This is a genomic window from Streptomyces sp. CY-1 (genome assembly GCF_047218265.1).
In the GTDB taxonomy this organism is placed as follows: domain Bacteria; phylum Actinomycetota; class Actinomycetes; order Streptomycetales; family Streptomycetaceae; genus Streptomyces; species Streptomyces niphimycinicus.
In genome coordinates this window covers 4066192-4089634 of record NZ_CP178393.1, presented here as the reverse complement: position 1 = coordinate 4089634, position 23443 = coordinate 4066192, and the positions used below count along the sequence as shown (strand labels likewise).

At 71.8% G+C, this 23443-nt stretch carries 17 protein-coding genes; 16 read left to right on the top strand and 1 reads right to left on the bottom strand.

Going from position 1 to position 23443, the window contains the following annotated elements:
• The first annotated feature begins 5 nt into the window (after positions 1-5).
• The 11 genes from mreD (at position 6) to obgE (ending at position 15564) form a co-directional block, all read left to right on the top strand.
• The gene (gene mreD, locus ACK1X7_RS17800) at positions 6-716 is read left to right on the top strand and encodes a rod shape-determining protein MreD (RefSeq protein WP_382953347.1); all 711 of its coding nucleotides are present in this window, start codon (positions 6-8) and stop codon (positions 714-716) included.
• A complete protein-coding gene (locus ACK1X7_RS17795) occupies positions 713-859 on the top strand; it encodes a hypothetical protein (RefSeq protein ID WP_413115343.1) in 147 nt (48 codons plus the stop codon). Before mreD ends, ACK1X7_RS17795 begins: the two co-directional genes overlap by 4 nt.
• Positions 852-2996 (top strand): penicillin-binding protein 2, encoded by a 2145-nt coding sequence (gene mrdA, locus ACK1X7_RS17790; protein ID WP_413115342.1) that lies wholly within the window; start codon positions 852-854, stop codon positions 2994-2996. Before ACK1X7_RS17795 ends, mrdA begins: the two co-directional genes overlap by 8 nt.
• A complete protein-coding gene (gene rodA, locus ACK1X7_RS17785) occupies positions 2993-4195 on the top strand; it encodes a rod shape-determining protein RodA (RefSeq protein ID WP_385142155.1) in 1203 nt (400 codons plus the stop codon). Before mrdA ends, rodA begins: the two co-directional genes overlap by 4 nt.
• Before the next feature lie 35 nt (positions 4196-4230).
• On the top strand, positions 4231-5868 hold the full coding sequence (locus ACK1X7_RS17780) for a CHAD domain-containing protein (RefSeq protein ID WP_385142157.1): 1638 nt from the start codon (positions 4231-4233) through the stop codon (positions 5866-5868).
• A 72-nt stretch (positions 5869-5940) separates the two neighbouring features.
• Positions 5941-7863, top strand: coding sequence for a TIGR03960 family B12-binding radical SAM protein (locus ACK1X7_RS17775; protein WP_385142160.1), 1923 nt, complete (start codon positions 5941-5943; stop codon positions 7861-7863).
• A 149-nt stretch (positions 7864-8012) separates the two neighbouring features.
• Positions 8013-8789 (top strand): TIGR03936 family radical SAM-associated protein, encoded by a 777-nt coding sequence (locus ACK1X7_RS17770; RefSeq protein ID WP_216342389.1) that lies wholly within the window; start codon positions 8013-8015, stop codon positions 8787-8789.
• Positions 8790-9011: 222 nt separating this feature from the next.
• Positions 9012-13154 carry an Rne/Rng family ribonuclease gene (locus ACK1X7_RS17765; RefSeq protein WP_413115341.1) on the top strand — a complete coding sequence of 1381 codons (4143 nt, stop codon included), beginning with the start codon at positions 9012-9014 and terminating at the stop codon, positions 13152-13154.
• Positions 13155-13398: 244 nt separating this feature from the next.
• Positions 13399-13719 carry a 50S ribosomal protein L21 gene (rplU, locus tag ACK1X7_RS17760; protein WP_361513455.1) on the top strand — a complete coding sequence of 107 codons (321 nt, stop codon included), beginning with the start codon at positions 13399-13401 and terminating at the stop codon, positions 13717-13719.
• 14 nt (positions 13720-13733) lie between these two features.
• Positions 13734-13991 carry a 50S ribosomal protein L27 gene (gene rpmA / locus ACK1X7_RS17755; RefSeq protein ID WP_014060683.1) on the top strand — a complete coding sequence of 86 codons (258 nt, stop codon included), beginning with the start codon at positions 13734-13736 and terminating at the stop codon, positions 13989-13991.
• A 139-nt stretch (positions 13992-14130) separates the two neighbouring features.
• Positions 14131-15564, top strand: coding sequence for a GTPase ObgE (obgE, locus tag ACK1X7_RS17750; protein ID WP_385141618.1), 1434 nt, complete (start codon positions 14131-14133; stop codon positions 15562-15564).
• A gap of 160 nt (positions 15565-15724) precedes the next feature.
• On the opposite strand, the gene ACK1X7_RS17745 is transcribed toward obgE, so the two are convergent.
• Positions 15725-17836, bottom strand: a complete 2112-nt coding sequence (locus ACK1X7_RS17745) for a hypothetical protein (protein WP_385141615.1) — start codon at positions 17834-17836, stop codon at positions 15725-15727.
• A gap of 341 nt (positions 17837-18177) precedes the next feature.
• Between ACK1X7_RS17745 and proB the strand changes: the two genes are divergently transcribed.
• From proB to ACK1X7_RS17720, 5 genes are all read left to right on the top strand, one after another.
• Positions 18178-19329, top strand: a complete 1152-nt coding sequence (gene proB / locus ACK1X7_RS17740; RefSeq protein ID WP_413116885.1) for a glutamate 5-kinase — start codon at positions 18178-18180, stop codon at positions 19327-19329.
• A gap of 270 nt (positions 19330-19599) precedes the next feature.
• Entirely contained in the window at positions 19600-20061 is a 462-nt protein-coding gene (locus ACK1X7_RS17735; RefSeq protein ID WP_361495884.1) for a hypothetical protein, read from the top strand.
• A 91-nt stretch (positions 20062-20152) separates the two neighbouring features.
• Entirely contained in the window at positions 20153-21451 is a 1299-nt protein-coding gene (locus ACK1X7_RS17730) for a glutamate-5-semialdehyde dehydrogenase (RefSeq protein WP_390793206.1), read from the top strand.
• Positions 21452-21530: 79 nt separating this feature from the next.
• A complete protein-coding gene (locus ACK1X7_RS17725) occupies positions 21531-22187 on the top strand; it encodes a hypothetical protein (protein ID WP_216344154.1) in 657 nt (218 codons plus the stop codon).
• 116 nt (positions 22188-22303) lie between these two features.
• On the top strand, positions 22304-23386 hold the full coding sequence (locus ACK1X7_RS17720) for a hypothetical protein (RefSeq protein WP_385141610.1): 1083 nt from the start codon (positions 22304-22306) through the stop codon (positions 23384-23386).
• Positions 23387-23443: the final 57 nt, after the last annotated feature.

Below are 23443 nucleotides of genomic sequence, written 5' to 3'. Positions count from 1 at the left end.
CGATGCTGCACCTCAACCGGATCGTCCTGTCGACCTGCCTGGTGGTCTTCGCCCTCGTCGTCCAGATCTGTGTGCTGGCCCGGCTCCAACTGCCCGGCGCCGTCCCCGACCTGCTGCTGCTCGTCGTGCTCGGCCTCGCGCTCGTCTACGGCCACACCGGCGGTGCGCTCATCGGCTTCGCCGCGGGACTGCTCGCCGACCTCGCCCCGCCCGCCGACCACGCCGCCGGCCGCTATGCCCTGGTGCTGTGCGTGATCGGCTATCTGGCGGGGCTCGCCAAGCCGGAGTCCGGCCAGCTCAGGTCGGCCACCGGGCCGATGCTGGCGGTCGTGGCCGCGGCCATCGGCGCCACGCTGCTGTACGCCGGGGTCGGCATCCTCGTCGGCGACGACGCGGCCCGTCAGGTGGGCCTGGGCAAGCTGCTGTTCACCGCGGCCCTCTACGACCTGCTGCTGGCACCCTTCACGGTGCCGCTGATCATGGGGCTGGCCAGACGGAGCGAGAACGATCCGATGGCCGACAGCGCGGGCGGCGGCGGTGAGAGCCCGTCCCGCTGGATCAGCACGGCGGGCGGCGTCAGCTCCGGCCGGATCGGCCGGATGAGCCGCCTCAGGCGTCCGGGCCGGGCGGCCCGGATCGGCAGCCAGCGCGGCGGGCTGCTGTCCCGCACCGGGAAGAACAGGACGGCACGCATCAAGGGGGTCAAGCGCCTGTGAGCCCCGCCCTCCTGTCGCCCGCCGTCCTCCCCTCCGTCGTCCTCCCCTCCGTCGTCCTCCCCTCCGTCGTCCTCCCCTCCGTCGTCCTCCCCTCCGTCGTCCTCCCCTCGCCCACCACCGTCCTCAGGGGATGCCATGAGTAATATCCCCGAGACCGGACGGACCCCCCGGGTCACCATCCGGCTCGTCGGCCTCCAGATCCTGGTCTTCTCGCTGCTGCTGACCCTCGGCGGGCGCCTGTGGTACCTCCAGATCCGCAACGGCGACGAGTACACCGCCGAAGCCGCCAACAACCACGTCCAGCAGGTCGTCCACCCCGCCGTGCGCGGCTCCATACTGGACGCCCGCGGTGTGCCGCTCGCCGACAACGAGACCCGTCTGGTCGTCTCCGCCAGCCGCACCGAACTGATGAAGATGCCGGACGACGGCAAGGCCGCCCTCACCCGTCTGGCCGAAGTCCTGGGCATGAAGCCCAAGGACGTCATGGACAAGGTCCGGCTGTGCGACGCCAAGACCCCGCAGCCCTGCTGGAACGGCTCCCCGTACCAGCCCATCCCGATCACCGACGAGGCCACCGCCAAGCAGGCGCTCCAGATCCGCGAGCGCGAAGAGGACTTCCCCGGCATCAGCGCCGAGCCCACCGCCGTACGCCGCTACGCCGCTCCGGCCGGCTCCAACGCCGCCCAGGTGCTCGGCTATCTCTCCCCGGTCACCGATGAGCAGGTGAAGGAGGCCGAGCACAGCAAGTCGCCGCTGCTCCGCTCCGACCAGGTCGGCAGCAACGGCCTCGAGCGCCAGTACGACAGCGAGCTGCGCGGCGAGGCCGGGGTGACCCGCTACGAGGTCGACAACCTGGGCCGGGTCATCGGCCAGCGGGAGAGCCAGAAGGCCCGTCCCGGCGACAACGTCGTCACCAGCATCGACTCGCGCGTCCAATCGGTCGCGGAGAAGGAGCTGGAGCAGGCGATGCGGGACGCCCGCAAGCAGCACGACCGGAACACCGGCACCAACTACAAGGCGGACTCCGGCGCGGTCGTGGTCATGGAGGCCAAGACCGGCCGGGTGGTGGCCATGGCGTCCAACCCGACGTACGACCCCAACGCCTGGGTCGGCGGCATCTCCGGCAAGGACTACAAGCAGCTCACCGGCAAGAAGTCCAACTACCCGCTGCTCAACCGGGCGATCCAGGGCCAGGCGGCCCCCGGCTCGATCTTCAAGGTCGTCCCGACGACCGCCGCGGTCAACGCCGGCTACTCCTTCAACGGGCCGTATCCCTGCACCAGCTCGTTCAACATCGGCAGCCAGGTCTTCAAGAACTTCGAGTCCGAGAACTACGGCGGGATCAGCCTCGGCCGCGCGCTGGAGGTCTCCTGCGACACCGTCTTCTACCACCTCGCCTACGAGCAGTGGAAGAAGGACGGCGGCAACAAGCCCAAGAAGAAGCCGGGGGACTGGTTCTACCGGACCGCCCACCAGTTCGGCCTCGGTAAGGAGACCGGCATCGACCTCCCCAACGAGGTCACCGGCCGGGTCCCGGACCGCCAGTGGAAGAAGGACTACTGGAAGGCCAACAAGGACGCCTGGTGCAAGAGCGGCAAGAAGAACGGGAACTACGGCCAGCGGATCGCCTACGAGAACTGTCTCGAGGGCATGAAGATGCGCGCCGGTGACTCCGTGAACTACTCCATCGGCCAGGGCGACACCCTCGTCACCCCGATCCAGATGGCCACCATCTACTCGGCCATCAGCAACGGCGGAACGCTCTACAACCCGACCGTCGGCAAGGCGATCGTCAGCCCCGACGGCAAGGACGTCCAGGAGATCAAGCCGGAGTCGCACGGCAAGCTGCCGATGAAGGGCCAGACCCGAGAGAAGATCGACAGCGCGCTCGCGGGCGTCGCCACCCGGGGCACCGCCGCCTGGCGGTTCCAGGGCTGGCCGCAGGACAAGATCCCGATGCACGCCAAGACCGGTACCGCGGAGGTCTACGGCAAGCAGACCACCTCGTGGTTCGCGACGTACACCAAGGACTACTCGATCGTCATGACGATCTCCCAGGGCGGTACCGGCTCCGGTGCCTCCGGCCCGGCGGTGCGCAAGATCTACAACGCGCTGTACGGGGTCGACGCCAAGGGCGGCATCGACAAGAAGAAGGCGCTGCTGCCCCGGCCGCAGGCCAGCCTGCCGAAGATCTCCTCGGACGGCTCCATCGAGCCCCAGCCCCTGGGCAAGCAGTTCGAGGCGGCTTCGCGTGAGCGGCGGCGAGGAGCGGATTCATGAGCGCGTCCACGCATGGGTACTCCGTACGCCGCTTCACCCCTGAGCGCGGCACCTGGAGCAAGCTCATGGCGCGCGACTCCGTCGTGCGCCGCCTCGACTGGGTGCTGCTGCTCACCTCGCTGGCCCTGTCCGCGATCGGCGCGGCGCTCGTCTACTCCGCCACCCGCAACCGCACCGAGCTGAACGGGGGCGACCCGTACTACTTCCTGGTCCGGCACGCCCTCAACACCGGCATCGGGCTGCTGCTCGCCATCGGCACCGTCTGGCTGGGCCATCGCACCTTGCGCGGCGCGGTCCCGTTCCTCTACGGCCTGTCCGTCGTCCTCGTCCTCGCCGTGCTCACCCCGCTGGGCTCGACGATCAACGGGGCGCACGCATGGATCGTGGTCGGCGGCGGATTCTCCCTCCAGCCGGGCGAGTTCGCCAAGATCACGATCATCCTGGGCATGGCGATGCTGCTGGCCGCCCGCGTGGACGCGGGTGACCGGCTCAACCCCGACCACCGCACCGTCGTCCAGTCGCTCGGCCTGGCCGCACTGCCCATCGCGATCGTGCTGCTGATGCCGGACCTCGGCTCGGTGATGGTCATGGCGGTGATCGTGCTCGCCGTGCTGCTCGCCTCCGGCGCGTCCAACCGCTGGATCGCCGGGCTGATCCTCACGGCCGTGGTCGGCGCGCTGCTCATCTGGCAGTTGCATGTCCTCGACCAGTACCAGATCGACCGCTTCGCCGCCTTCGCCAACCCCGCGCTCGACCCGGCCGGGGTCGGCTACAACACCAACCAGGCGCGGATCGCGATCGGCTCGGGCGGTCTCACCGGTAAGGGGCTCTTCCACGGCACCCAGACCACCGGTCAGTTCGTTCCCGAGCAGCAGACCGACTTCGTCTTCTCGGTCGCGGGGGAGGAGCTCGGCTTCCTCGGCGGGGGCCTGATCATCGTGCTGCTGGGGGTCGTGCTGTGGCGCGCCTGCCGGATCGCGCGCGACACCACGGAGCTGTACGGGACCGTCGTCGCGGCCGGGATCATCGCCTGGTTCGCCTTCCAGTCCTTCGAGAACATCGGGATGACGCTGGGCATCATGCCGGTGGCCGGTCTGCCGCTGCCGTTCGTCTCCTACGGCGGCACCTCGATGTTCGCCGTATGGATCGCGATCGGGCTGCTTCAGTCCATCCGAGTGCAGCGGCCCGTCTCCGCTTAGGGCTGATTGGCCCCAGTTCGGGTACGTGTCATCACATGGTGGACACGAAGCAGGAGATAGAACGAAAGTACGAGGCCACCGCCGAGGAAGCCGGTCCGTCCGGGCGGCCCGACCTGCCGGGTCTTCCCGAACTGACCGGGGCGGGTCCGGTCGCGACCGTGGTGAGCCGAGGTGTCGCGACCCTCGAGGCCACCTATTACGACACCCCCGGGCGACGGCTGCTGGCCGACGGCATCACCCTGCGCCACCGCACCGGCGGCGCCGACGAGGGCTGGCATCTGAAGCTGCCCGTCGGCCAGGACACCCGCGAGGAGCTCCAGGCGCCGCTCGGCGCCGAGGTGCCCGCCGAGATGGCCGCGCTGCTGCGCTCGCGGGTCCGCCACGATCCGCTGCGCCCGCTGGCCCATCTGCACACCGAGCGGGACCGTAAGGATCTCGTGGACGCCGACGGCACCGTGCTCGCCGAGGTGTCCGTCGACCGCGTGACGGCCCGGCGGCTGGCGCCGGAGGAGAGCGAGCCGGTGCGGTGGACCGAGGTCGAGGTCGAGCTCGCCGAGGGCCGGGGCCACGATCAGCGGCTGCTGGACGCGGTCGAGGGGCGGCTGCGCGACGGCGGTCTGCACCGCGCCGAGAGCCCCTCCAAGCTCGCCAAGGCCCTGGCCGAGACGGAGCGGGCCGCGGTCGCGGTCGAGACCGGCGGAGGCGGGCCCGGGAAGCCCGCCAAGCCCGGCAAGCCCGCGAAGAGCGCCCGTCAGGTCGAACAGGCCGCGTCGGCGCCCCGGCGGCCGCTCGGCGCCGACGATGTCGTCCTGGACTACGTGCGCCGCCAGATCGACGCCATGGTGCGGCTCGACCCCGCCGTGCGCAGGGACCTGCCGGACGCGGTGCACCGGATGCGGGTCGCCACCCGCCGGCTGCGCAGCGCCTTCCGCTCCTACCGCAAGGTCCTGGACCGTACGGTGACCGATCCGATCGGCGACGAGCTGAAGTGGCTGGCCGGTGAGCTCGGTGTGGAACGCGACCGCGAGGTGCTCACCGAGCGGCTCGAGGGCCGTCTCGCCGAGTTGCCGGACGACCTCCGGCTCGGCCCGGTGCGGAACCGGCTGGACCACTGGTCGCAGGGGCAGCGCGACGGCGCCCGCGCGGCCGTCCTGGGCGCGCTGGACAGCGAGCGCCACCTCACGCTGCTGGACACCCTCGACGCCCTGGTGGCCGATCCGCCGCTGCGCCCCGCCGCCGCCAAGCCGGCCGCGCCGGTGGTCGTGGGGGCCGTGCTGCGCGACTACGAGCGGCTCGCCACCCGTATGGCCACCGCCCTGGAGACGCCCCCGGGGACGGACCGCGACGTGGCCGTCCATCAGGCCCGTAAGGCCGCCAAGCGCGTCCGCTACGCCGCCGAGACGGCCCGGCCCGCGCTCGGCAGGCCCGCCAAGAAGTTCGCCCGCCGTATGCAGTCCGTACAGGACGTGCTCGGCGACCACCAGGACAGCGTCGTCGTGCGCGGGGCGCTGCGGGCGCTGGCCACCCAGGCCCACGGCGCGGGGGAGAGCGACTTCACCTTCGGCCTGCTGTACGGCAGGGAGGAGGCGCGGGCCGCCGCCCGCGAGCGTGAACTGCCCGGCCTGTGGGCGGATGTCTCCCGTAAGAAGCACCGGGCGGCGCTGGAGGCGTAGCTCCGTGGCGAGGGAGTCCGGCGCGGCAGGTACGCTAGAGGGTCACCCCTGTCAGCTTCACGAAAGTCCGCGATGTCTGTCGAGTCGGTCTTCCCACAGCTCGAGGCCCTGCTGCCGCATGTGCAGAAGCCCATCCAGTACGTAGGTGGCGAGCTCAATTCCACTGTCAAGCCGTGGGAGAGCTGCGACGTCCGCTGGTCGCTCATGTACCCCGACGCCTACGAGGTCGGTCTCCCCAACCAGGGCGTCATGATCCTTTACGAGGTCCTCAACGAGCGCGAGGGTGTGCTCGCCGAGCGCACCTACAGCGTGTGGCCGGACCTCGAGGAGCTGATGCGCGAGCACAAGGTGCCGCAGTTCACCGTGGATTCGCACCGCCCGGTGTCCGCGTTCGACTTCCTCGGCGTCTCCTTCTCCACCGAGCTGGGGTACACCAACCTGCTCACCGCGCTCGACCTCGCGGGCATCCCGCTGGACGCCGTGGACCGTACCGAGGACCACCCCGTGGTGGTCGCGGGCGGCCATGCCGCGTTCAACCCGGAGCCGGTCGCCGACTTCATCGACTGTGCGGTGATCGGCGACGGTGAGCAGGCCGTGCTCGACATGACCGAGATCCTCCGCGACTGGAAGGCCGAGGGCCGCCCGGGCGGCCGCGATGAGCTGCTCTTCCGTCTCGCCCGCACCGGCAGCGTCTACGTCCCGAAGTTCTACGACGTGGAGTATCTGGCCGACGGGCGGATCGCGCGCGTCGTGCCGAACCGCTCGGGCGTGCCGTGGCGGGTGTCCAAGCACACCGTCATGGACCTCGACGAGTGGCCCTACCCGAAGCAGCCGCTGGTGCCGCTGGCCGAGACCGTCCATGAGCGGATGTCGGTGGAGATCTTCCGCGGCTGCACCCGCGGCTGCCGCTTCTGCCAGGCGGGCATGATCACCCGCCCGGTGCGCGAGCGGTCGATCACCGGGATCGGCGAAATGGTCGACAAGGGGCTGAAGGCCACCGGTTTCGAGGAGGTCGGCCTGCTGTCGCTCTCCTCCGCCGACCACACCGAGATCGGCGATGTCGCCAAGGGCCTCGCCGACCGGTACGAGAAGGACAAGATCGGCCTGTCCCTCCCGTCGACCCGGGTGGACGCCTTCAACATCGACCTCGCCAACGAGCTGACCCGCAACGGGCGCCGCTCGGGCCTCACCTTCGCCCCCGAGGGCGGCAGTGAGCGCATCCGTAAGGTCATCAACAAGATGGTCTCGGAAGAGGACCTCATCCGTACGGTGGCCACCGCGTACGGCAACGGCTGGCGGCAGGTGAAGCTGTACTTCATGTGCGGGCTGCCCACCGAGACCGACGACGACGTGCTACAGATCGCCGACATGGCGACCAAGGTCATCGCCAAGGGCCGCGAGGTGTCCGGCAAGAACGACATCCGCTGCACCGTCTCGATCGGCGGTTTCGTCCCCAAGCCGCACACCCCCTTCCAGTGGGCCCCGCAGCTCAGCGCCGAGGAGACCGACGCCCGGCTGGAGAAGCTGCGCGAAAAGATCCGCGGCGACAAGAAGTACGGCCGCTCGATCGGCTTCCGCTACCACGACGGCAAGCCCGGCATCGTCGAAGGTCTGCTCTCGCGCGGCGACCGCCGGGTGGGCGCGGTCATCCGCGCCGTCTACGAGGACGGCGGCCGCTTCGACGGCTGGCGTGAGCACTTCTCGTACGACCGGTGGATGGAGTGCGCCGAGCGGGCCCTGCCCCAGTTCGGCCTCGACCTCGACTGGTACACCACGCGCGAGCGCGGCTACGAGGAGGTCCTGCCCTGGGACCACCTCGACTCGGGCCTCGACAAGGACTGGCTGTGGGAGGACTGGCAGGACTCGCTCGACGAGACCGAGGTCGAGGACTGCCGCTGGACCCCCTGCTTCGACTGCGGCGTCTGCCCGCAGATGCAGACCGAGATCCAGATCGGCCCCACCGGCCGGAAGCTGCTGCCGCTGTCGGTGAAGTAGCCGTCCGGCGGCCCTCCGTCACCGGAGTGCCCACAAAGTAGGCTGGAAGAGACCGGGGCCCCGCGGCCCTGGTGCTCGACCGCAAGGAAGTACAAGGAGACAGTCCCCTGGGCAAGCGACAGCCCGAAGGCCCGCCGCCCGCTCCCGCGGTGCAGCGCATCCGTTTGCGTTACACCAAGCGCGGCCGCCTCCGGTTCACCAGCCACCGCGACTTCCAGCGCGCCTTCGAGCGGGCGCTGCGCCGCGCCGAGGTGCCGATGGCCTACTCGGCGGGCTTCAGCCCGCATCCGAAGGTGTCCTACGCCAATGCCGCACCCACCGGTACCGGCAGCGAGGCGGAGTACCTGGAGATCCAGTTGGCCGAGGCGCGCGACCCCGAGAAGCTCCGGGCGCTGCTCGACGAGTCGCTGCCCGAGGGGCTCGATGTGATCGAGTCCGTGGAGGCCCGCACCTCGGGACTGGCCGACCGGCTACAGGCGTCCGTATGGGAGATCCGGCTGGACCAGGTCGCCCAGGCGGATGCCGAGCGTGCCGCCGCCGCCTTCCTCGAGGCCGACACGGTCGAGGTGGAGCGCCGGACGAAAAATGGGTTGCGAACCTTCGACGCCCGTGCGGCGGTGGCCCGGCTGGAGGTGCTTCCGCCTCGGGCCGATAGGCCCGGAGACGCTGGCTGTGCGATACTGCGGCTGGTGGTACGGCATCTGACACCTGCCGTACGACCCGACGACGTCCTGTCCGGTCTCCGCGCTACGGCCGACCTGGCGCCGCCGGTCCCCGCAGCGGTGACCAGGCTGGCGCAGGGGCTGCTCGATGAGGAGTCCGGCACGGTGACCGACCCGCTCGCGCCCGATCGCGAGGCAGTTCAGGCCGCCCCAACCACGGCCGCCGAGCTGACCGCCGCGATGGCGCCGGGAGGTTCCGCGTAGGGCCGCCGTCGATGCGCCGCCGATGCACTTGGGAGCCACCCGGGTCCGGCTGGCGCACTGACCAGGAGACTTTCGCCGGTCCCGACACATTCGGTCCCGGTGAGCGAGACGACAGCTCCCGTGCGGCGACCGCGCCCCGGGCGGCGGCACACGCGCACAGTGCGCGGGTTGCCGGCCGGAGGCAGGCGCGGCGCCCGGGAGCGTGACGGGAGAAACGCCCGCATGCTCGAACCAATTGAGCCGACCCAACCTGTCCAGCCCCTTGAGCCGTCCGCGCCGCGTGCCGCGGCGCCCGGGGATCCCATCGAGAGCACGCCCAGCGACACCCTGCCGCCGCGCCGCCGCCGTGCGGCCTCCCGACCGGCCGGACCGCCGGTCGGCGGGGTGAGCGGCGCCGAGGTCACCACGCCCTCGTCGCCGGCCATACCGGCTGACCAGATCGTGGCCATCGCCGCGTCCGAGGCCGCTTCGGAGCCGGTCGCCGCCGGTGCCGCCGCGGTCACCGCGAGCGGATCCGCATCCGGGTCCGAGGCCGAGTCCGCCGCTCCGCCCGCCCGTACGCGGCGCCGGGTGGCGCGCAAGGCGACGGCTCCGGCGGGTTCGCCGGAGGCCGCGGAGACCGTGGTGACGGCCGATGCCGGCCGTGGTGGCGAGGAGCCCCAGGCCGCCGCCGAGCCCGCCGCCGAGCCCGTGACGGAAGCCACCCCCGAGGCCGCTCCGCCCGCCCGTACGCGCCGCCGTGCGACCCGTAAGGCGACCGCTCCGGCGGGTGCGCCCGCGAAGGCGGAGACCGCGGCGCCTGAGCAGGCCGTCGAGCCCGAGCAGGCCGAGGAGCCCGCCGCGGCTCCGGAGGCCGAGGCGGAGACCGCGCCCGCGGCCCCCGCCCGTACGCGCCGTCGTGCGAGCCGTAAGGCCACCGCCCCCGCGGGCCCGCCGCAGGCGGAGGCCGCCGACGCGGACGCGTCGTCTGCGGCGGCCGCTGGTGGCAGTGGTGACGAGGCCACGGCCCCAGCCGCAGTCGCAGCCGATGCCCCGGCCGATGAGGCCCCGGCCGACGAGGCGCCGCGTACCCGTGCGCGTCGCCGTGCGACCCGTAAGACCACCGCTCCGGCCGGTGCGCCCGCGGAGGCGGAGGCGGAGGCCGTGGAGCCGACAGAGCCCGATGAGGCCGCGAAGGCCGAGGCCGAGGCGGAGACCGTGCCCGCGGCGCCCGCCCGTACCCGTCGCCGTGCGAGCCGTAAGGCCACCGCCCCCGCCGGAACGCCCGCGGAGGCCGAGGCCGCCGAGGAGCCCGCCGCCGAGCAGCGGGGCGAGCGCGCCGAGGAGCCCGCCGGTGCGCAGGCCGAGGAGGCGCCGCGTGGCCGCACCCGCCGCCGCGCCACCCGGGGCACCGCCGCCGAGGAGCCGAGCAGCGCTCCGGAGCCGAAGACCGCCGAGGCCGAGGCCCCGGCCGCCGAGGCCGAGCCGGAGCCCGCGCCGCGTTCACGGCGCCGGGCGGTCCGCCCGCCGACGGCCGTGTTCCAGGCGCCGGTCTTCACCGAGCCGGTCTTCCAGACGCCGGAGAGCGCCGCCGCCGAGGCCGCCGCCGCGCTGGAGGAGACCGAGGAGGAGGAAGAGGAGCAGCCGACGGCCGAGGAGACCACCGAGGCCGTCGAGCCCGAGGCGCCCACCGGCCGCCGTCGGCGCCGCCGCCGTGGCGGTGAGCCCGCCGAGGAGCAGCCGGAGGCCGAGGAGACCGAGGCCGTCGAGGCCGAGTCCGGGCAGCCCGAGGGCGAGCACGGCGATGAGGAGCAGGGCGACCGTCCGGCCCGTCGCCGCCGCCGTGGCGGACGGCGTCGCCGCCGTGGCGAGGCCGTCGAGGGCGAGGGCCCCGAGGGGCGCGCCGAGTCCGAGACCGGTGAGCGGTACGAGGACGAGTCGGGCGCCGAGGGCGAGAGCGCCGAGGAGCAGGGCGAGGGCCGGGACGAGGCGGATGCCGAGGCCGGTGAGCACGGTGGCGGCAGCGCCAGCAGCCGTCGTCGCCGTCGGCGCCGCCGTCGCAGCGGCGACGCGGTCGAGGCGGAGGCGGGCGGTGACGACCCGGAGCGTACGGTCGTCAAGGTCCGCGAGCCCCGGGAGCCCCGGGAGCCCCGTGAGCGGCGCGGCAAGGACTCCGAGTCCAGCGCCGACGAGGTGCAGTCGATCAAGGGGTCGACGCGTCTGGAGGCCAAGAAGCAGCGCCGTCGCGAGGGCCGTGAGCAGGGCCGCCGCCGCGTTCCGATCATCACCGAGGCCGAGTTCCTGGCCCGCCGCGAGGCGGTCGAGCGGGTCATGGTCGTCCGGCAGAACGGCGACCGTACCCAGATCGGCGTGCTGGAGGACAACGTCCTCGTCGAGCACTTCGTGAACAAGGAGCAGGCGACCAGCTACGTCGGCAACGTCTATCTGGGCAAGGTCCAGAACGTGCTGCCGTCGATGGAGGCCGCCTTCGTCGACATCGGCAAGGGCCGCAACGCCGTGCTGTACGCGGGCGAGGTGAACTTCGAGGCGCTGGGGCTCTCCAACGGGCCGCGCCGCATCGAGACCGCCCTGAAGTCCGGCCAGTCCGTTCTGGTGCAGGTCACCAAGGACCCGATCGGCCACAAGGGCGCCCGGCTGACCAGCCAGGTCTCCCTGCCGGGCCGCTATCTGGTCTATGTGCCCGAGGGCTCGATGACCGGCATCAGCCGCAAGCTGCCCGACACCGAGCGGGCGCGGCTGAAGCAGATCCTCAAGAAGATCGTCCCCGAGGACGCGGGCGTGATCGTCCGCACCGCCGCCGAGGGGGCGAGCGAGGAGGAGCTGTCCCGCGACGTCGCCCGGCTACAGGCGCAGTGGGAAGAGATCAAGAAGAAGTCGAAGACCGGCAACGCCCCGTCGCTGCTCTACGGCGAGCCCGACATGACCGTCCGGGTCGTCCGCGACATCTTCAACGAGGACTTCTCCAAGGTCATCGTCAGCGGTGACGACGCCTGGGAGACCATCCACGGCTATGTCTCGCATGTGGCGCCCGACCTCGCGGACCGGCTCCAGAAGTGGACCTCGGACGTCGATGTCTTCGCCACCTACCGGATCGACGAGCAACTGATGAAGGCGCTGGACCGCAAGGTCTGGCTGCCCAGCGGCGGCTCGCTGGTGATCGACCGGACCGAGGCGATGGTCGTCATCGACGTCAACACCGGCAAGTTCACCGGCCAGGGCGGCAACCTGGAGGAGACGGTCACCAGGAACAACCTGGAGGCGGCCGAGGAGATCGTGCGCCAGCTTCGGCTGCGCGACCTCGGCGGCATCATCGTGATCGACTTCATCGACATGGTGCTGGAGTCCAACCGCGATCTGGTGCTGCGCAGGCTGCTGGAGTGCCTGGGCCGGGACCGTACGAAGCACCAGGTGGCGGAGGTCACCTCGCTCGGCCTGGTCCAGATGACCCGTAAGCGGGTCGGCCAGGGGCTGCTGGAGTCCTTCTCCGAGTCCTGTGTGCACTGCAACGGCCGCGGCGTGATCGTCCACATGGACCAGGCGTCGGCCGCCGGCGGCGGTGGCGGCAAGCGCAAGAAGAAGAAGCCGGCCGGTGGCGCCCAGCAGCCGGCCGAGCACGAGCATGCCGCCGTGGCCGAGGCCGAGCCCGAGGACGTCACCGAGGCGGCGGCCGAGATCGCGGCGGAGGCCACCCAGCCGAAGCACGAGCCCGAGCCGGTCTTCGCGGCCGACGAGGAGCTGTACAGCAGCGCCGCGGAGGCCGAGGCCGCCGCGACCCGTGGGCGTACGCGCCGCCGTGCCACCCGTAAGGCGTCCGCCCCGGCGGGCGCGCCGAAGGCCGCCAGGGAGTCGGAGGGCTCGGTGGTCGTGGTGGCCGACGAGCCGAGGGAGGCGCCCAAGGCGGAGCCGGAGGCGGTCGCCGAGGCCGCCGCCGCCGCTCCCGTCCAGGAGCCGGAGCCGGCGGCCCCGCTGGAGGCCGTCCCCGCGCCGCGTACGCGGCGTCGGGTGACCCGTAAGGTGACCGCCCCCGCGGGCTCGCCGACGGGCTCCGAGGAGGCGGCCGTGGTGGTCGTGAGCGCGTCTTCGACGGAGTCGGAGCCGGAGCCCGAGCCGAAGGCGGAGGCGGCGCCCGAGGGCGAGGCCGAGTCCGAGGTTCCGGCGAAGAAGACCGCCCGTAAGGCCGCCAAGAAGGCCCCCGCCAAGAAGACGGCGGCCAAGAAGACCGCCGAGAAGAAGACGGCGGCGAAGAAGACGGCGGCCAAGAAGACCACGGCGAAGAAGACGACCGCGAAGAAGACGGCGACCAAGAAGACCGCGGCGGCGGAGCAGCAGACTCCGCAGTCGGTCTCGGCCGCCGCCGACGACTGATCCGGCCGTACGGCCGTCCGGGGGCACCCTGCCACGTGGCAGGGTGCCCCTCTGGGCTCTGGTAGCCTTAACCTTCGGCGTCTATACGCCAAACCCCTGAGCACATCCCTTCCGCTTCGCCGGAAGAGGCCGTTCGGCCGATGGTGAATCGCATGAATCACTCGGTTGTCACGACCCCCTCGTGGGCCGTGTTGGGCGGCTGGCATCAGAGGTCCTGATTTTCTAGCGAGAGAGTGAGAACCGCGTGTACGCAATCGTGCGCACCGGCGGCCGCCAGCAGAAGGTGGCCGTGGGCGATGTCATCGAGGTCGACCGTCTGGCCGGCAACAAGGTCGGCGACACCGTCGAGCTCTCGACTCTGCTCGTTGTCGACGGCGATGCCGTCACCAGCGACCCGTGGGTGCTGGCCGGCGTGAGGGTTCACGCCGAGGTCGTCGATCACCACAAGGGTGAGAAGATCGACATCCTGAAGTACAAGAACAAGACCGGTTACCGGAAGCGGATCGGCCACCGCCAGTTGCACACCGCGCTGAAGATCACCGGCATCGACTCGGCTGCGAAGTAAGGGACTGAGGAGAGATGGCACACAAGAAGGGCGCATCGTCCACTCGGAACGGTCGCGACTCCAACGCCCAGCGGCTCGGCGTCAAGCGCTTCGGCGGCCAGACCGTCAACGCGGGCGAGATCCTGGTCCGCCAGCGCGGCACGCACTTCCACCCGGGCACGGGTGTCGGCCGCGGCGGCGATGACACGCTGTTCGCGCTGGCCGCCGGTGCGGTGCAGTTCGGCACCAGCCGGGGCCGCAAGGTCGTGAACATCGTCCCCGTCGCCGAGTAATCAGCCCGGGCGATATCGCACAGCCTTTCCGAGGGCGGACCGCTCTTCCCGTGACGGGAAGCGGGTCCGCCCTCGGCGCGTTACGAGCGTGAGGCACATCAGCACACCCCTGAATCCGCATTAACTGGAGGCACCCGTCATGACCACCTTCGTGGACCGCGTCGAACTGCACGTCGCCGCGGGTAACGGGGGCCACGGCTGCGCCTCCGTGCACCGCGAGAAGTTCAAGCCGCTCGGCGGGCCGGACGGGGGCAACGGCGGCCGTGGCGGCGATGTGATCCTGGTCGTGGACCAGTCCGTCACCACGCTCCTCGACTACCACCACAGCCCCCACCGCAAGGCCACCAACGGCAAGCCCGGCGAGGGCGGGAACCGCTCCGGTAAGGACGGCACCGATCTGATCCTGCCGGTCCCGGACGGCACCGTCGTCCTCGACAAGCAGGGCAATGTCCTGGCCGATCTGATCGGGCAGGGCACCACGTACATCGCCGCCCAGGGCGGCCGCGGCGGCCTCGGCAACGCCGCGCTCGCCTCGGCCCGCCGTAAGGCTCCCGGCTTCGCGCTGCTGGGTGAGCCGGGTCACGCCGGGGACGTCGTCCTCGAGCTCAAGACCGTCGCGGACGTGGCCCTCGTCGGCTACCCGAGCGCCGGCAAGTCGTCGCTGATCTCGGTGCTCTCGGCGGCCAAGCCGAAGATCGCCGACTATCCGTTCACCACGCTGGTGCCCAACCTCGGTGTGGTCACGGCCGGTTCGACCGTCTACACCATCGCGGACGTCCCCGGCCTGATCCCCGGCGCCAGCCAGGGCAAGGGTCTGGGCCTTGAGTTCCTGCGCCATGTCGAGCGCTGCTCGGTGCTGGTGCATGTGCTGGACACCGCGGCCCTGGAGTCCGAGCGCGATCCGCTGACCGACCTCGATGTCATCGAGGCGGAGCTGGCCCAGTACGGCGGTCTGGACGACCGGCCGCGGGTCGTCGTGCTCAACAAGGTCGACATCCCCGACGGCCAGGACCTCGCCGACATCATCCGGCCCGATCTGGAGTCCCGCGGCTACCAGGTCCTCGAGGTCTCGGCGGTCGCCCATCTCGGCCTCAAGGAGCTGTCCTTCGCCCTGGCGCAGATCGTCGCGGACGCGCGGGCGGCCAAGCCGCAGGAGGAGGCGACCCGGATCGTCATCCGGCCCAAGGCCGTGGACGACGCGGGCTTCACGGTCGTCGCCGAGGAGGGCTTCTACCGGGTGCTGGGCGAGAAGCCCGAACGCTGGGTCCGCCAGACCGACTTCGCCAACGACGAGGCCGTCGGATACCTCGCCGACCGCCTGGCCCGCCTCGGCGTCGAGGAGGAGCTGGTGAAGGCGGGCGCCCACTCGGGCGACGAGGTCGTCATCGGCCCCACGGACGACGCGGTCGTCTTCGACTGGGAGCCGAGCCTCGCGACCGGCGCCGAGATGCTGGGCCGCCGCGGCGAGGACCATCGATTCGACGCTCCCCGTCCGGCCGCGCAGCGGCGTCGTGAGCGGGATGTCGAGCGGGACGAGGCGGAGCAGGAGTACGACGCGTTCAAGCCGTTCTGAGGGGTGGCGGAGCCGCCCCCTGGCCCCATGTGGGCTGAGCGGCCTGAGCGGGCGTCTGCGCGCCGCTCGGCAGGTGGTACGACGAAGGGCCCGGGAGGGATCTCCCGGGCCCTTCGTCGTGGCTCTCGGCGGTCGCGCTCAGCCGCGCGTACGGCCGGTCTCAGACCGTCGCGGTCTCCTCCGGCTCCGCCGAGCCGGACTCCAGCTCCATCTCCTCGGCCGCGTCCCGGGCCTCGCGCTGCGAGGGGATCTCGTCGGACAGCCGGGTGGCCATCCGGGCCCGGCGCTCATCCGCCTTGTCGCACAGCGCCTGCGTGGCCTGGTTGAAGCGCACCAGCGACGGCGGGTCGGAGGGGCCGAGCAGATGCACCTTCAGCTCGGCGCGGGCGGCCGCCAGGGTGTCCTTCTCGGGGTCGCGGACGGCTTCCAGCAGTCCGGCCATGCCCTTGGCCTCCGGCGTGAGGATCGTGGCGGCGCGCACGGTCGGGAAGCCCGCCCGGAACTCCTCCTCCGTCATCCCGCTGGTGTTCGCCACCGCGTACGGCTTCTCGCTCGTCAGGTAGTCCGAGACCACGCTGGAGACATCGCTGATCAGCACGTCGGCCTGGTTGAAGCAGGTGAAGATCGCCGGACGCGGACCGGTGATGATCTGGTGCTCCCAGACCGGCAGCGAGGCCCAGTAGGCGCTCTCCCAGGCGGTCGTGGCCGCGGTGACGGCCGCCGCGCGGTCGCCGTCCGGGGCGCCCTGGAGCTTCATGCGCTCGATCTCGTCCGCGCTGGGGCGGAAGGCGGTGCTGGTGAGCCGGTTGAACTCATCGTTGCACCGGGCCAGCTCGGCGGCGGCCTCCGGACCGGGGCGGTCGCCGGTGCGCTTGGTGTTCGCCTCGGCGATCATCGCCCTGATGCGGTCGTCGGCGCGACCCGCGCGCGGGTCCACCGAGCCGGTCATCGGATGCGGCTTGTACAGCAGGCGCACCTTGGGGTCGGTGAGCAGCTCGCGGACGATGTTCTCACCGGCCAGGATCACCGAGGTGTTGCCGGGGTTGCCGTCCCAGCCCTCCCAGGTCGGCGCGTACAGCACGGTGGTGAGGTGTTCCGTACCGGCTCCGCCGAGGGCGCCGGTGGGCACGCCCGCGTAGGGGCGGATGGGGGCCAGTTGCGGCCGGCCGACCTCCACGACGTCCTTGTCCTCGACGCCGATGTCGGCGAGCTGGTAGCGCTCGCGCGCCGCCGGGCCCGCGACCCACACCTCGTCGTACGCCTTGGCGTACGGGTTGCAGCTCGAGAGCTTGTCGCTCTCGCCGTGGTTGATGAAGGCGTGCTTGATCGAGGGGATGCGCAGCACCTGCGAGGTCTTGCCGGAGTTGGCCGGGTGCAGCAGCACCTTGAGCGTCGAGTGCTCCAGACGCATCAGATGCGCCACCTTGGGGAGGCAGACGACCGGGACGTCCGTCGCGTCGATCTTCTGCACCATGAACCGCTCACGGAGCACGATGATCGGCTTGCCGTCGAGCGCGGCGAGCGTGGAGAGCCACATGTTCGCCTGGTACGCCGAGGAGTTGCCGCCGGAGAAGTACATGCCCACGGTCGGCTGGTAGTCGGCCAGCCACTTGTCGAGCCACCGCAGGGCCGCGGCCTCGTTCGCCACGCGCTTGCGCGGCAGCATCCAGGTGGCCAGGTGTGCCGTGCCGCCGATGCCGATCAGCAGCGCGATGGCCAGACCGGCACCGCCCCAGACGGCGTCCTTGGTGCCGGCGGTGATCAGCAGACCGGCGGTGGCCGGCGCGGCCAGCCGCAGCAGACGGCGCCCGTGCTGACGGGCGAACAGCCGCGGCGGGGCCTCGCTCAGGCGCAGCGCGGACGCGTCGATGTTGCGCGTGACGAACGGAAGCTGCCGGCTCCGGCGGACCAGGATGGCCGCCGCCTGGCAGGCGAAGTGCACCAGGTAGAACAGCAGCAGCCCCGCGGTCAGGGGCGCCTGCTCGTGCAGGGGATTGATGCCCTCGATGCGCAGCAGCCCGACCATGATGAGCATGTCGCGGAATAGCTGGCGCACCGTGACGTCAAGGCGGATCTTGCCCAGCAGCGACAGCAGACCGGGCTGCTTGTGCTGAAGGAAGAGATCGAGCGCGAGACCGCACGCCGAGGCGGCGATGAAAAGCGGTACGTTCGGAAGCACGGCGCCGACGAGCTGTGTGGCGAAGAACACGAGCATCGCGAGCAGCGCCGTAACCTGTACGACCCGGCGTGGGGCGATTCCGGCAGAGGGCACGGGGTGGGCTCCTGGCAGGAGGGCGAGGGACTGACGGGGGACCCCTGACCGTATGCCGATGCCCCGCCCGGTGACAATCCGCGCCGGTGCCAACCGGTCGCAATCGGTGTCAATGGTCACCCGAGGGGCCCGCCGGGGTGCTCGCGCCGGTGTGCAAGACGGTGTGCGCGGATGGTGTCCGGGGGCTGAAATGCCGAGGCGGGCCGGGCCTCGTCTGTCGTAGATTGCCCACTTGTCATGATGAGTGTGTAGGGCATGCGTTTCTTCGGGACGTGTGGTGAGCCGGGGACGAGCAGGGGAGCGGCGTGGCGGAGCAGGACGGGTCGGCCGTACGTGACGAGGTGGCCGCCGCCCGGAGGATCGTGGTCAAGATCGGTTCGTCCTCCCTCACCACCGCGGCGGGGGGCCTGGACGCGGACCGCGTGGACGCGCTGGTCGACGTGGTCGCCAAGGTGCTCGACGGCGACGGTAAGGGCGACGGCGGCAGGGACGGCTACGGTAAGGGCGGCGCGAACGGCAAGGAGATAGTGCTGGTCTCCTCCGGCGCCATCGCCGCCGGACTGGCGCCGCTGGGCCTGGACCGGCGCCCCCGCGACCTGGCCCGCCAGCAGGCGGCCGCGAGCGTCGGGCAGGGGCTCCTGGTGGCCCGCTACACCGCCTCCTTCGCGCGCTACGGGCGCCGGGTCGGCCAGGTGCTCCTCACCACGGACGACACCAGCCGCCGCGCCCACTACCGCAACGCCACCCGCACCCTGGACCAGCTCCTGGCCATGGGCGCGCTGCCGATCGTCAACGAGAACGACACGGTGGCCACGGACGAGATCCGGTTCGGTGACAACGACCGGCTCGCGGCCCTGGTCGCCCATCTCGTACGGGCGGATCTGCTGGTGCTGCTCTCCGATGTGGACGGCCTGTACGACGGGGACCCCAGGACCCCCGGCACCTCCCGGATCGACGAGGTCCGTGGACCAAAGGACCTGGACGGTGTCTCCATCGGCAGCGCGGGCCGCTCCGGGGTGGGCACCGGCGGCATGGTCACCAAGGTCGAGGCGGCCCGGATCGCCACCGCGGCCGGGGTCCCGGTGGTGCTCACCTCCGCCAGCCGGGCCGGTGACGCCCTGCTCGGCCGCCGTACGGGCACCTTCTTCCACCGCACCGGCCGCCGCTCCGCGAACCGGCTGCTGTGGCTCGCCCACGCCTCCGCGCCGCGTGGCGCGCTGACCCTGGACGACGGTGCGGTACGGGCCGTCGTGGAGCGCCGCACCTCGCTGCTGCCGGCCGGGATCGCGGCCGTGGAGGGCGAATTCACCGCCGGTGACCCGGTCGAGCTGCGGGACACCCGGGGCCGCCCGGTGGCCCGTGGGCTGGTGAACTTCGACGCCAAGGAGATTCCCCAGCTCATCGGCCGCTCGACCCGGGACCTGGCCCGGGAGCTCGGCGCGGCCTATGAGCGCGAGGTGGTCCACCGCGACGACCTCGTCCTCCTGGACTGAGCCGCTCCGGCCGGCAGGAGTGCCTGGCGGGGCACCTCCCGGCGGTGGCCGGGGGAGAACCGGGTCCGCGGAAAACACCCACCTCCGAAAAACCTCAAAAGCGCCCCGCGGGCGGGCGAGGGCTGGTCAACTTTGTTCAACGGGGTCGCGCGGGGCAGCGCGCCGGCTGTGGGAGACGCGGCGGAGACGGAGCGGAACGCCGCGGCCATGGCACCGTCACGAGTGCTCCGCCCGCGCGTGAGCGGAGCAGCGAGTTACAGGAGGCCGCCGGTGAGACGAGGGCGCCCGGGGGCGTCGCCCAGAGGGGCGGCGGAGCGCACCCTGACCAGTGTCGGAGCGGGCGACGCCGCGACCGGCGACGCCAAGGCGCACGCCGCCGAGCGCGGCGAGGCGTCCCGGCTGTGGTACATCACCCTCAGCGTCTCGGGGAGCGAGGCGCCGCTGCGGGAGGTCCGCAGGGCCCTGGAGCAGTTGGCCCATGACCATCCGTTCCTGCTGACCAGCCGCTACGCGGTCGATCACGCCGAGATCCGCTACTGGGAAGAGGCCCGTGATCTGCACGACGCCGCGGCGGTCGCGCTGCGGCTGTGGGGCGAGCACCGGGCCTCGGCCAAGCTGCCGCCCTGGGAGATCGTGGGGCTCGAGGTCATCGACCGTGATACGTACCACCAGCGGGTCGCGGAGGGGTACGGGCCGCCACCGGCCTCCCCGGTGGGCGTGCATCCGTTCTGAGGACGGATGTGTGGTGCCGGGATATGAGAATGCCATCTCGAACTGCGGAACAGCGCGCGGCTTCCGCCCGTCGGCTCAGTACGCTTCGTGCATGACCAGCGCACCCACGTCGCCGCTCACCGACCCCTGGCCGAAGTCCCCGGTCCTCCAGGCCGCCTACCGGTCCCGGGCCGCGGCCGCCGATCTCGCGCCGCTGCCGCGCGCCGTCAAGGACGACGCGCTGCTCGCGATGGCCGACGCCCTGGAGGTGCGCACCAAGGAGATCGTCGAGGCCAACGCGGCCGATGTGGAGCGGGCCCGCGAGGCCGGCACCAGCGACGCCATCGTGGACCGGCTGACGCTCACCCCCGAGCGGGTGCGGGCCATCGCCTCCGATGTCCGCGATGTGATCGCGCTGCCCGACCCGGTCGGCGAGGTGGTGCGCGGCTCCACGCTGCCCAATGGGATCGACCTGCGCCAGGTGCGCGTTCCGCTCGGCGTCGTCGGGATCATCTACGAGGCCCGGCCGAATGTGACGGTGGACGCCGCGGCGCTGTGCCTGAAGTCGGGCAACGCGGTGCTGCTGCGTGGCTCCTCGTCGGCGTCCCACTCCAACGCCGCCCTGGTGAAGGTCCTGCGCGACGCCGTGGGCGGGGCGGGGCTGCCCGCGGACGCGGTGCAGCTCGTGCCGGGCGAGAGCCGGGAGTCGGTGCGCGAGCTGATGCGCGCCCGCGGCCTGGTGGACGTGCTGATCCCGCGCGGCGGCGCCTCCCTCATCCGTACGGTCGTCGAGGAGTCCACGGTCCCGGTCATCGAGACCGGCACCGGCAACTGCCATGTGTACGTGGACGCCGACGCCGACCTCGACATGGCGGTCGAGATCCTGGTGAACTCCAAGGCCCAGCGGCCGAGCGTGTGCAACGCGGCGGAGACGCTGCTGGTGCACCAGGACATCGCCCCCCGGTTCCTGCCCCGCGCCCTGGAGGCGCTGGCCGAGGCGGGGGTCACGGTCCACGCGGACGAGCGCGTCATGGCGCTCGCGGAGGGCTCCAAGGCCACGGTGGTCCCGGCGGTGATCGACGACTGGGAGACCGAGTACCTCTCGTACGACATCGCGGCGGGCGTCGTGGACTCCCTGGACGCCGCGGTGAGCCACATCCGGCTGTGGTCCTCCGGGCACACCGAGGCCATCGTCACCTCCTCCCAGCAGGCCGCCCGCCGCTTCACCCAGCTCGTGGACTCCACCACGGTCGCCGTGAACGCCTCCACGCGGTTCACCGACGGCGGGCAGTTCGGCTTCGGCGCCGAGATCGGCATCTCCACCCAGAAGCTGCACGCCCGGGGACCCATGGCGCTGCCCGAGCTGACCTCGACGAAGTACATCGTCACCGGCGACGGCCACATCCGCTGACTCACCCGTTCGAGGGGTGCCCGATTCCCGGCGGCGCTGGGGCGGATCTTCCCCCGAATACCATTTCACCCTGCCCAAAATGACCCGTCCGGTCTACTCTGAATGGGTGCCGGACGACGTGGGGGGCAAGCCGTTCCCGGACGGCGACGAGCCCGACGAGCGCAGCCACGGCGAGACGAACGACGAGTTCGCCGCCGTGGTCTTCGACGAGGACTTCGTGCGGTCGGCCCCGATCCATGAGCCCACCGCCATCGAGCGGATGCTGGCCGCCGCCGAGGCCCGTGCCGAGGCCGAGGCGTCCCGGCGCCGCAGGGCCGGTGTGCCGCCCGAGGACGAGCTCTTCGAGGACGGCTACGGCCAGGAGGCCGAGTTCTACGGCGTGGACGACCCCGACGGGCGCTTCGGCCCCGGGCGGGACGCGGACGACGCCTACGGCCCCTATGGGCGGTACGGGAGCGCGGGGCGGCCTTACCGCGGTCATGCCCGCTGGCACCGCCCGGTGGCCTGGCTGCTGGCCATCCTGATGGGCATCGGCGTGGTCGCCCTGGCCTTCACGGCCGTCTACCGGGGCGCCTCGGGCAACCGCCAGGACCCCGCCCCACCGCCGGCCACCAGCGGTGTCGACGGCTCGCCCAGCGGACAGCCGCGCCTGGAGCCGTCGGGTTCCGAGTCGGCCGCCCCGGAGCCGACCGGGTCCAAGGGCTCGCCCGCCTCCGCCCTACCGCCGTCGCGGTGAGGACCTCGCGCATCGCTAGCACGTCGTGGCGTATGGGGCGTTTCCTCCCCACTCGCCTCCCAAGTTGTGGAGTATCACCGCGTTTACCGTCGCCCCTCGCGACCTACTCTTGAGATATGACCGGGCGTGGAGACCCTCCCGAGGGGACACCCGAGGGCGTCCCGGGAGGTGGTGAGGACGAGTACCGCTCCGTCGTGTTCGACGAGTCCTTCGTCCGTGCTGCCCGGCTCCAGGAATTCTCCGCCCAGGAGCGCATGGGCGAGCACGCGCGGGCGGTGCGCAGCCGGCACGCCTGGGCCAGGGCCGGGGCGTCGCGCCAGGCCGTCGCGCTCGTCCTGCTGATCGCCATCGCCTTCGCCGCGGCCGTCTACATGGGGGTGCGCCACCCGTACCAGACACCGCAGCCGCAGACCGTGGAGCCGCTGCACAGCAGCGTGGTGCCGCTCGCACCGCGCGGTGAGGTGCCCGGAGGGCCGCCGGACCGGCTGTTCCGCAGCAGCCCGGCCGCCGGGTTCCGCACCGGCGCAGAAGGGGTCACGGTGCCCGGCGCCCGCCGCACCCAGAGCTTCTCCGAGAGCCAGGTGATGACGGCGCTCACCACCGCCAAGGAGTACCTGGTCAAGTCCGCCATCGACCCGGGTGTGCTCACCGGCGGCCCGGTGCAGGCCGTAAGGCTGCTGCTGGACCCGGCCCAGCAGACCCAGTTCGACCAGAGCTTCGCCCACCCGGTCGACGACGGACGGCATGCGGCCACCGGCTGGCTGACCCGCTTCAACCCGGCCGAGGTGACCCTGGCCGACACCCCGGTGCGGGTCCGCGGCACCCTTACGGTCATCGAGCGCAGCCCCGCGACCCTGGAGGTCGCCGCCGACCACGTCTTCGTCTACGCGGTCACGCGGGCCCATGAGCGCGGACCGGACCATGCCTCGCTGTTCACGGTGCGCCGGGAGGCGCGGTTCCGCTTCGACCGGAACGATCTGCGCGACCACCATCTGGAGCTGGTGCAGAGCACCGTACTGGCGGGCCCGCAGGCATGTGCCGCGAACGCCTCCGGCTATCTGCGGCCGATGCTCGCCGGACAGAGCGCCAAGGGCGACGCCCCCACGGGAACCGACCCGTACACCACGGGCCGCACCGCGGTCTCGCTGTGCGGCGTCATGGCCCCCGGAACCCAGCCCGACCTCAACGGGTCGTCCTGAGGGCCAACGGGCAGTCCTGGGGTCTTGGAGCCCTGAGGGCCACCCAGGGCCGCCTGG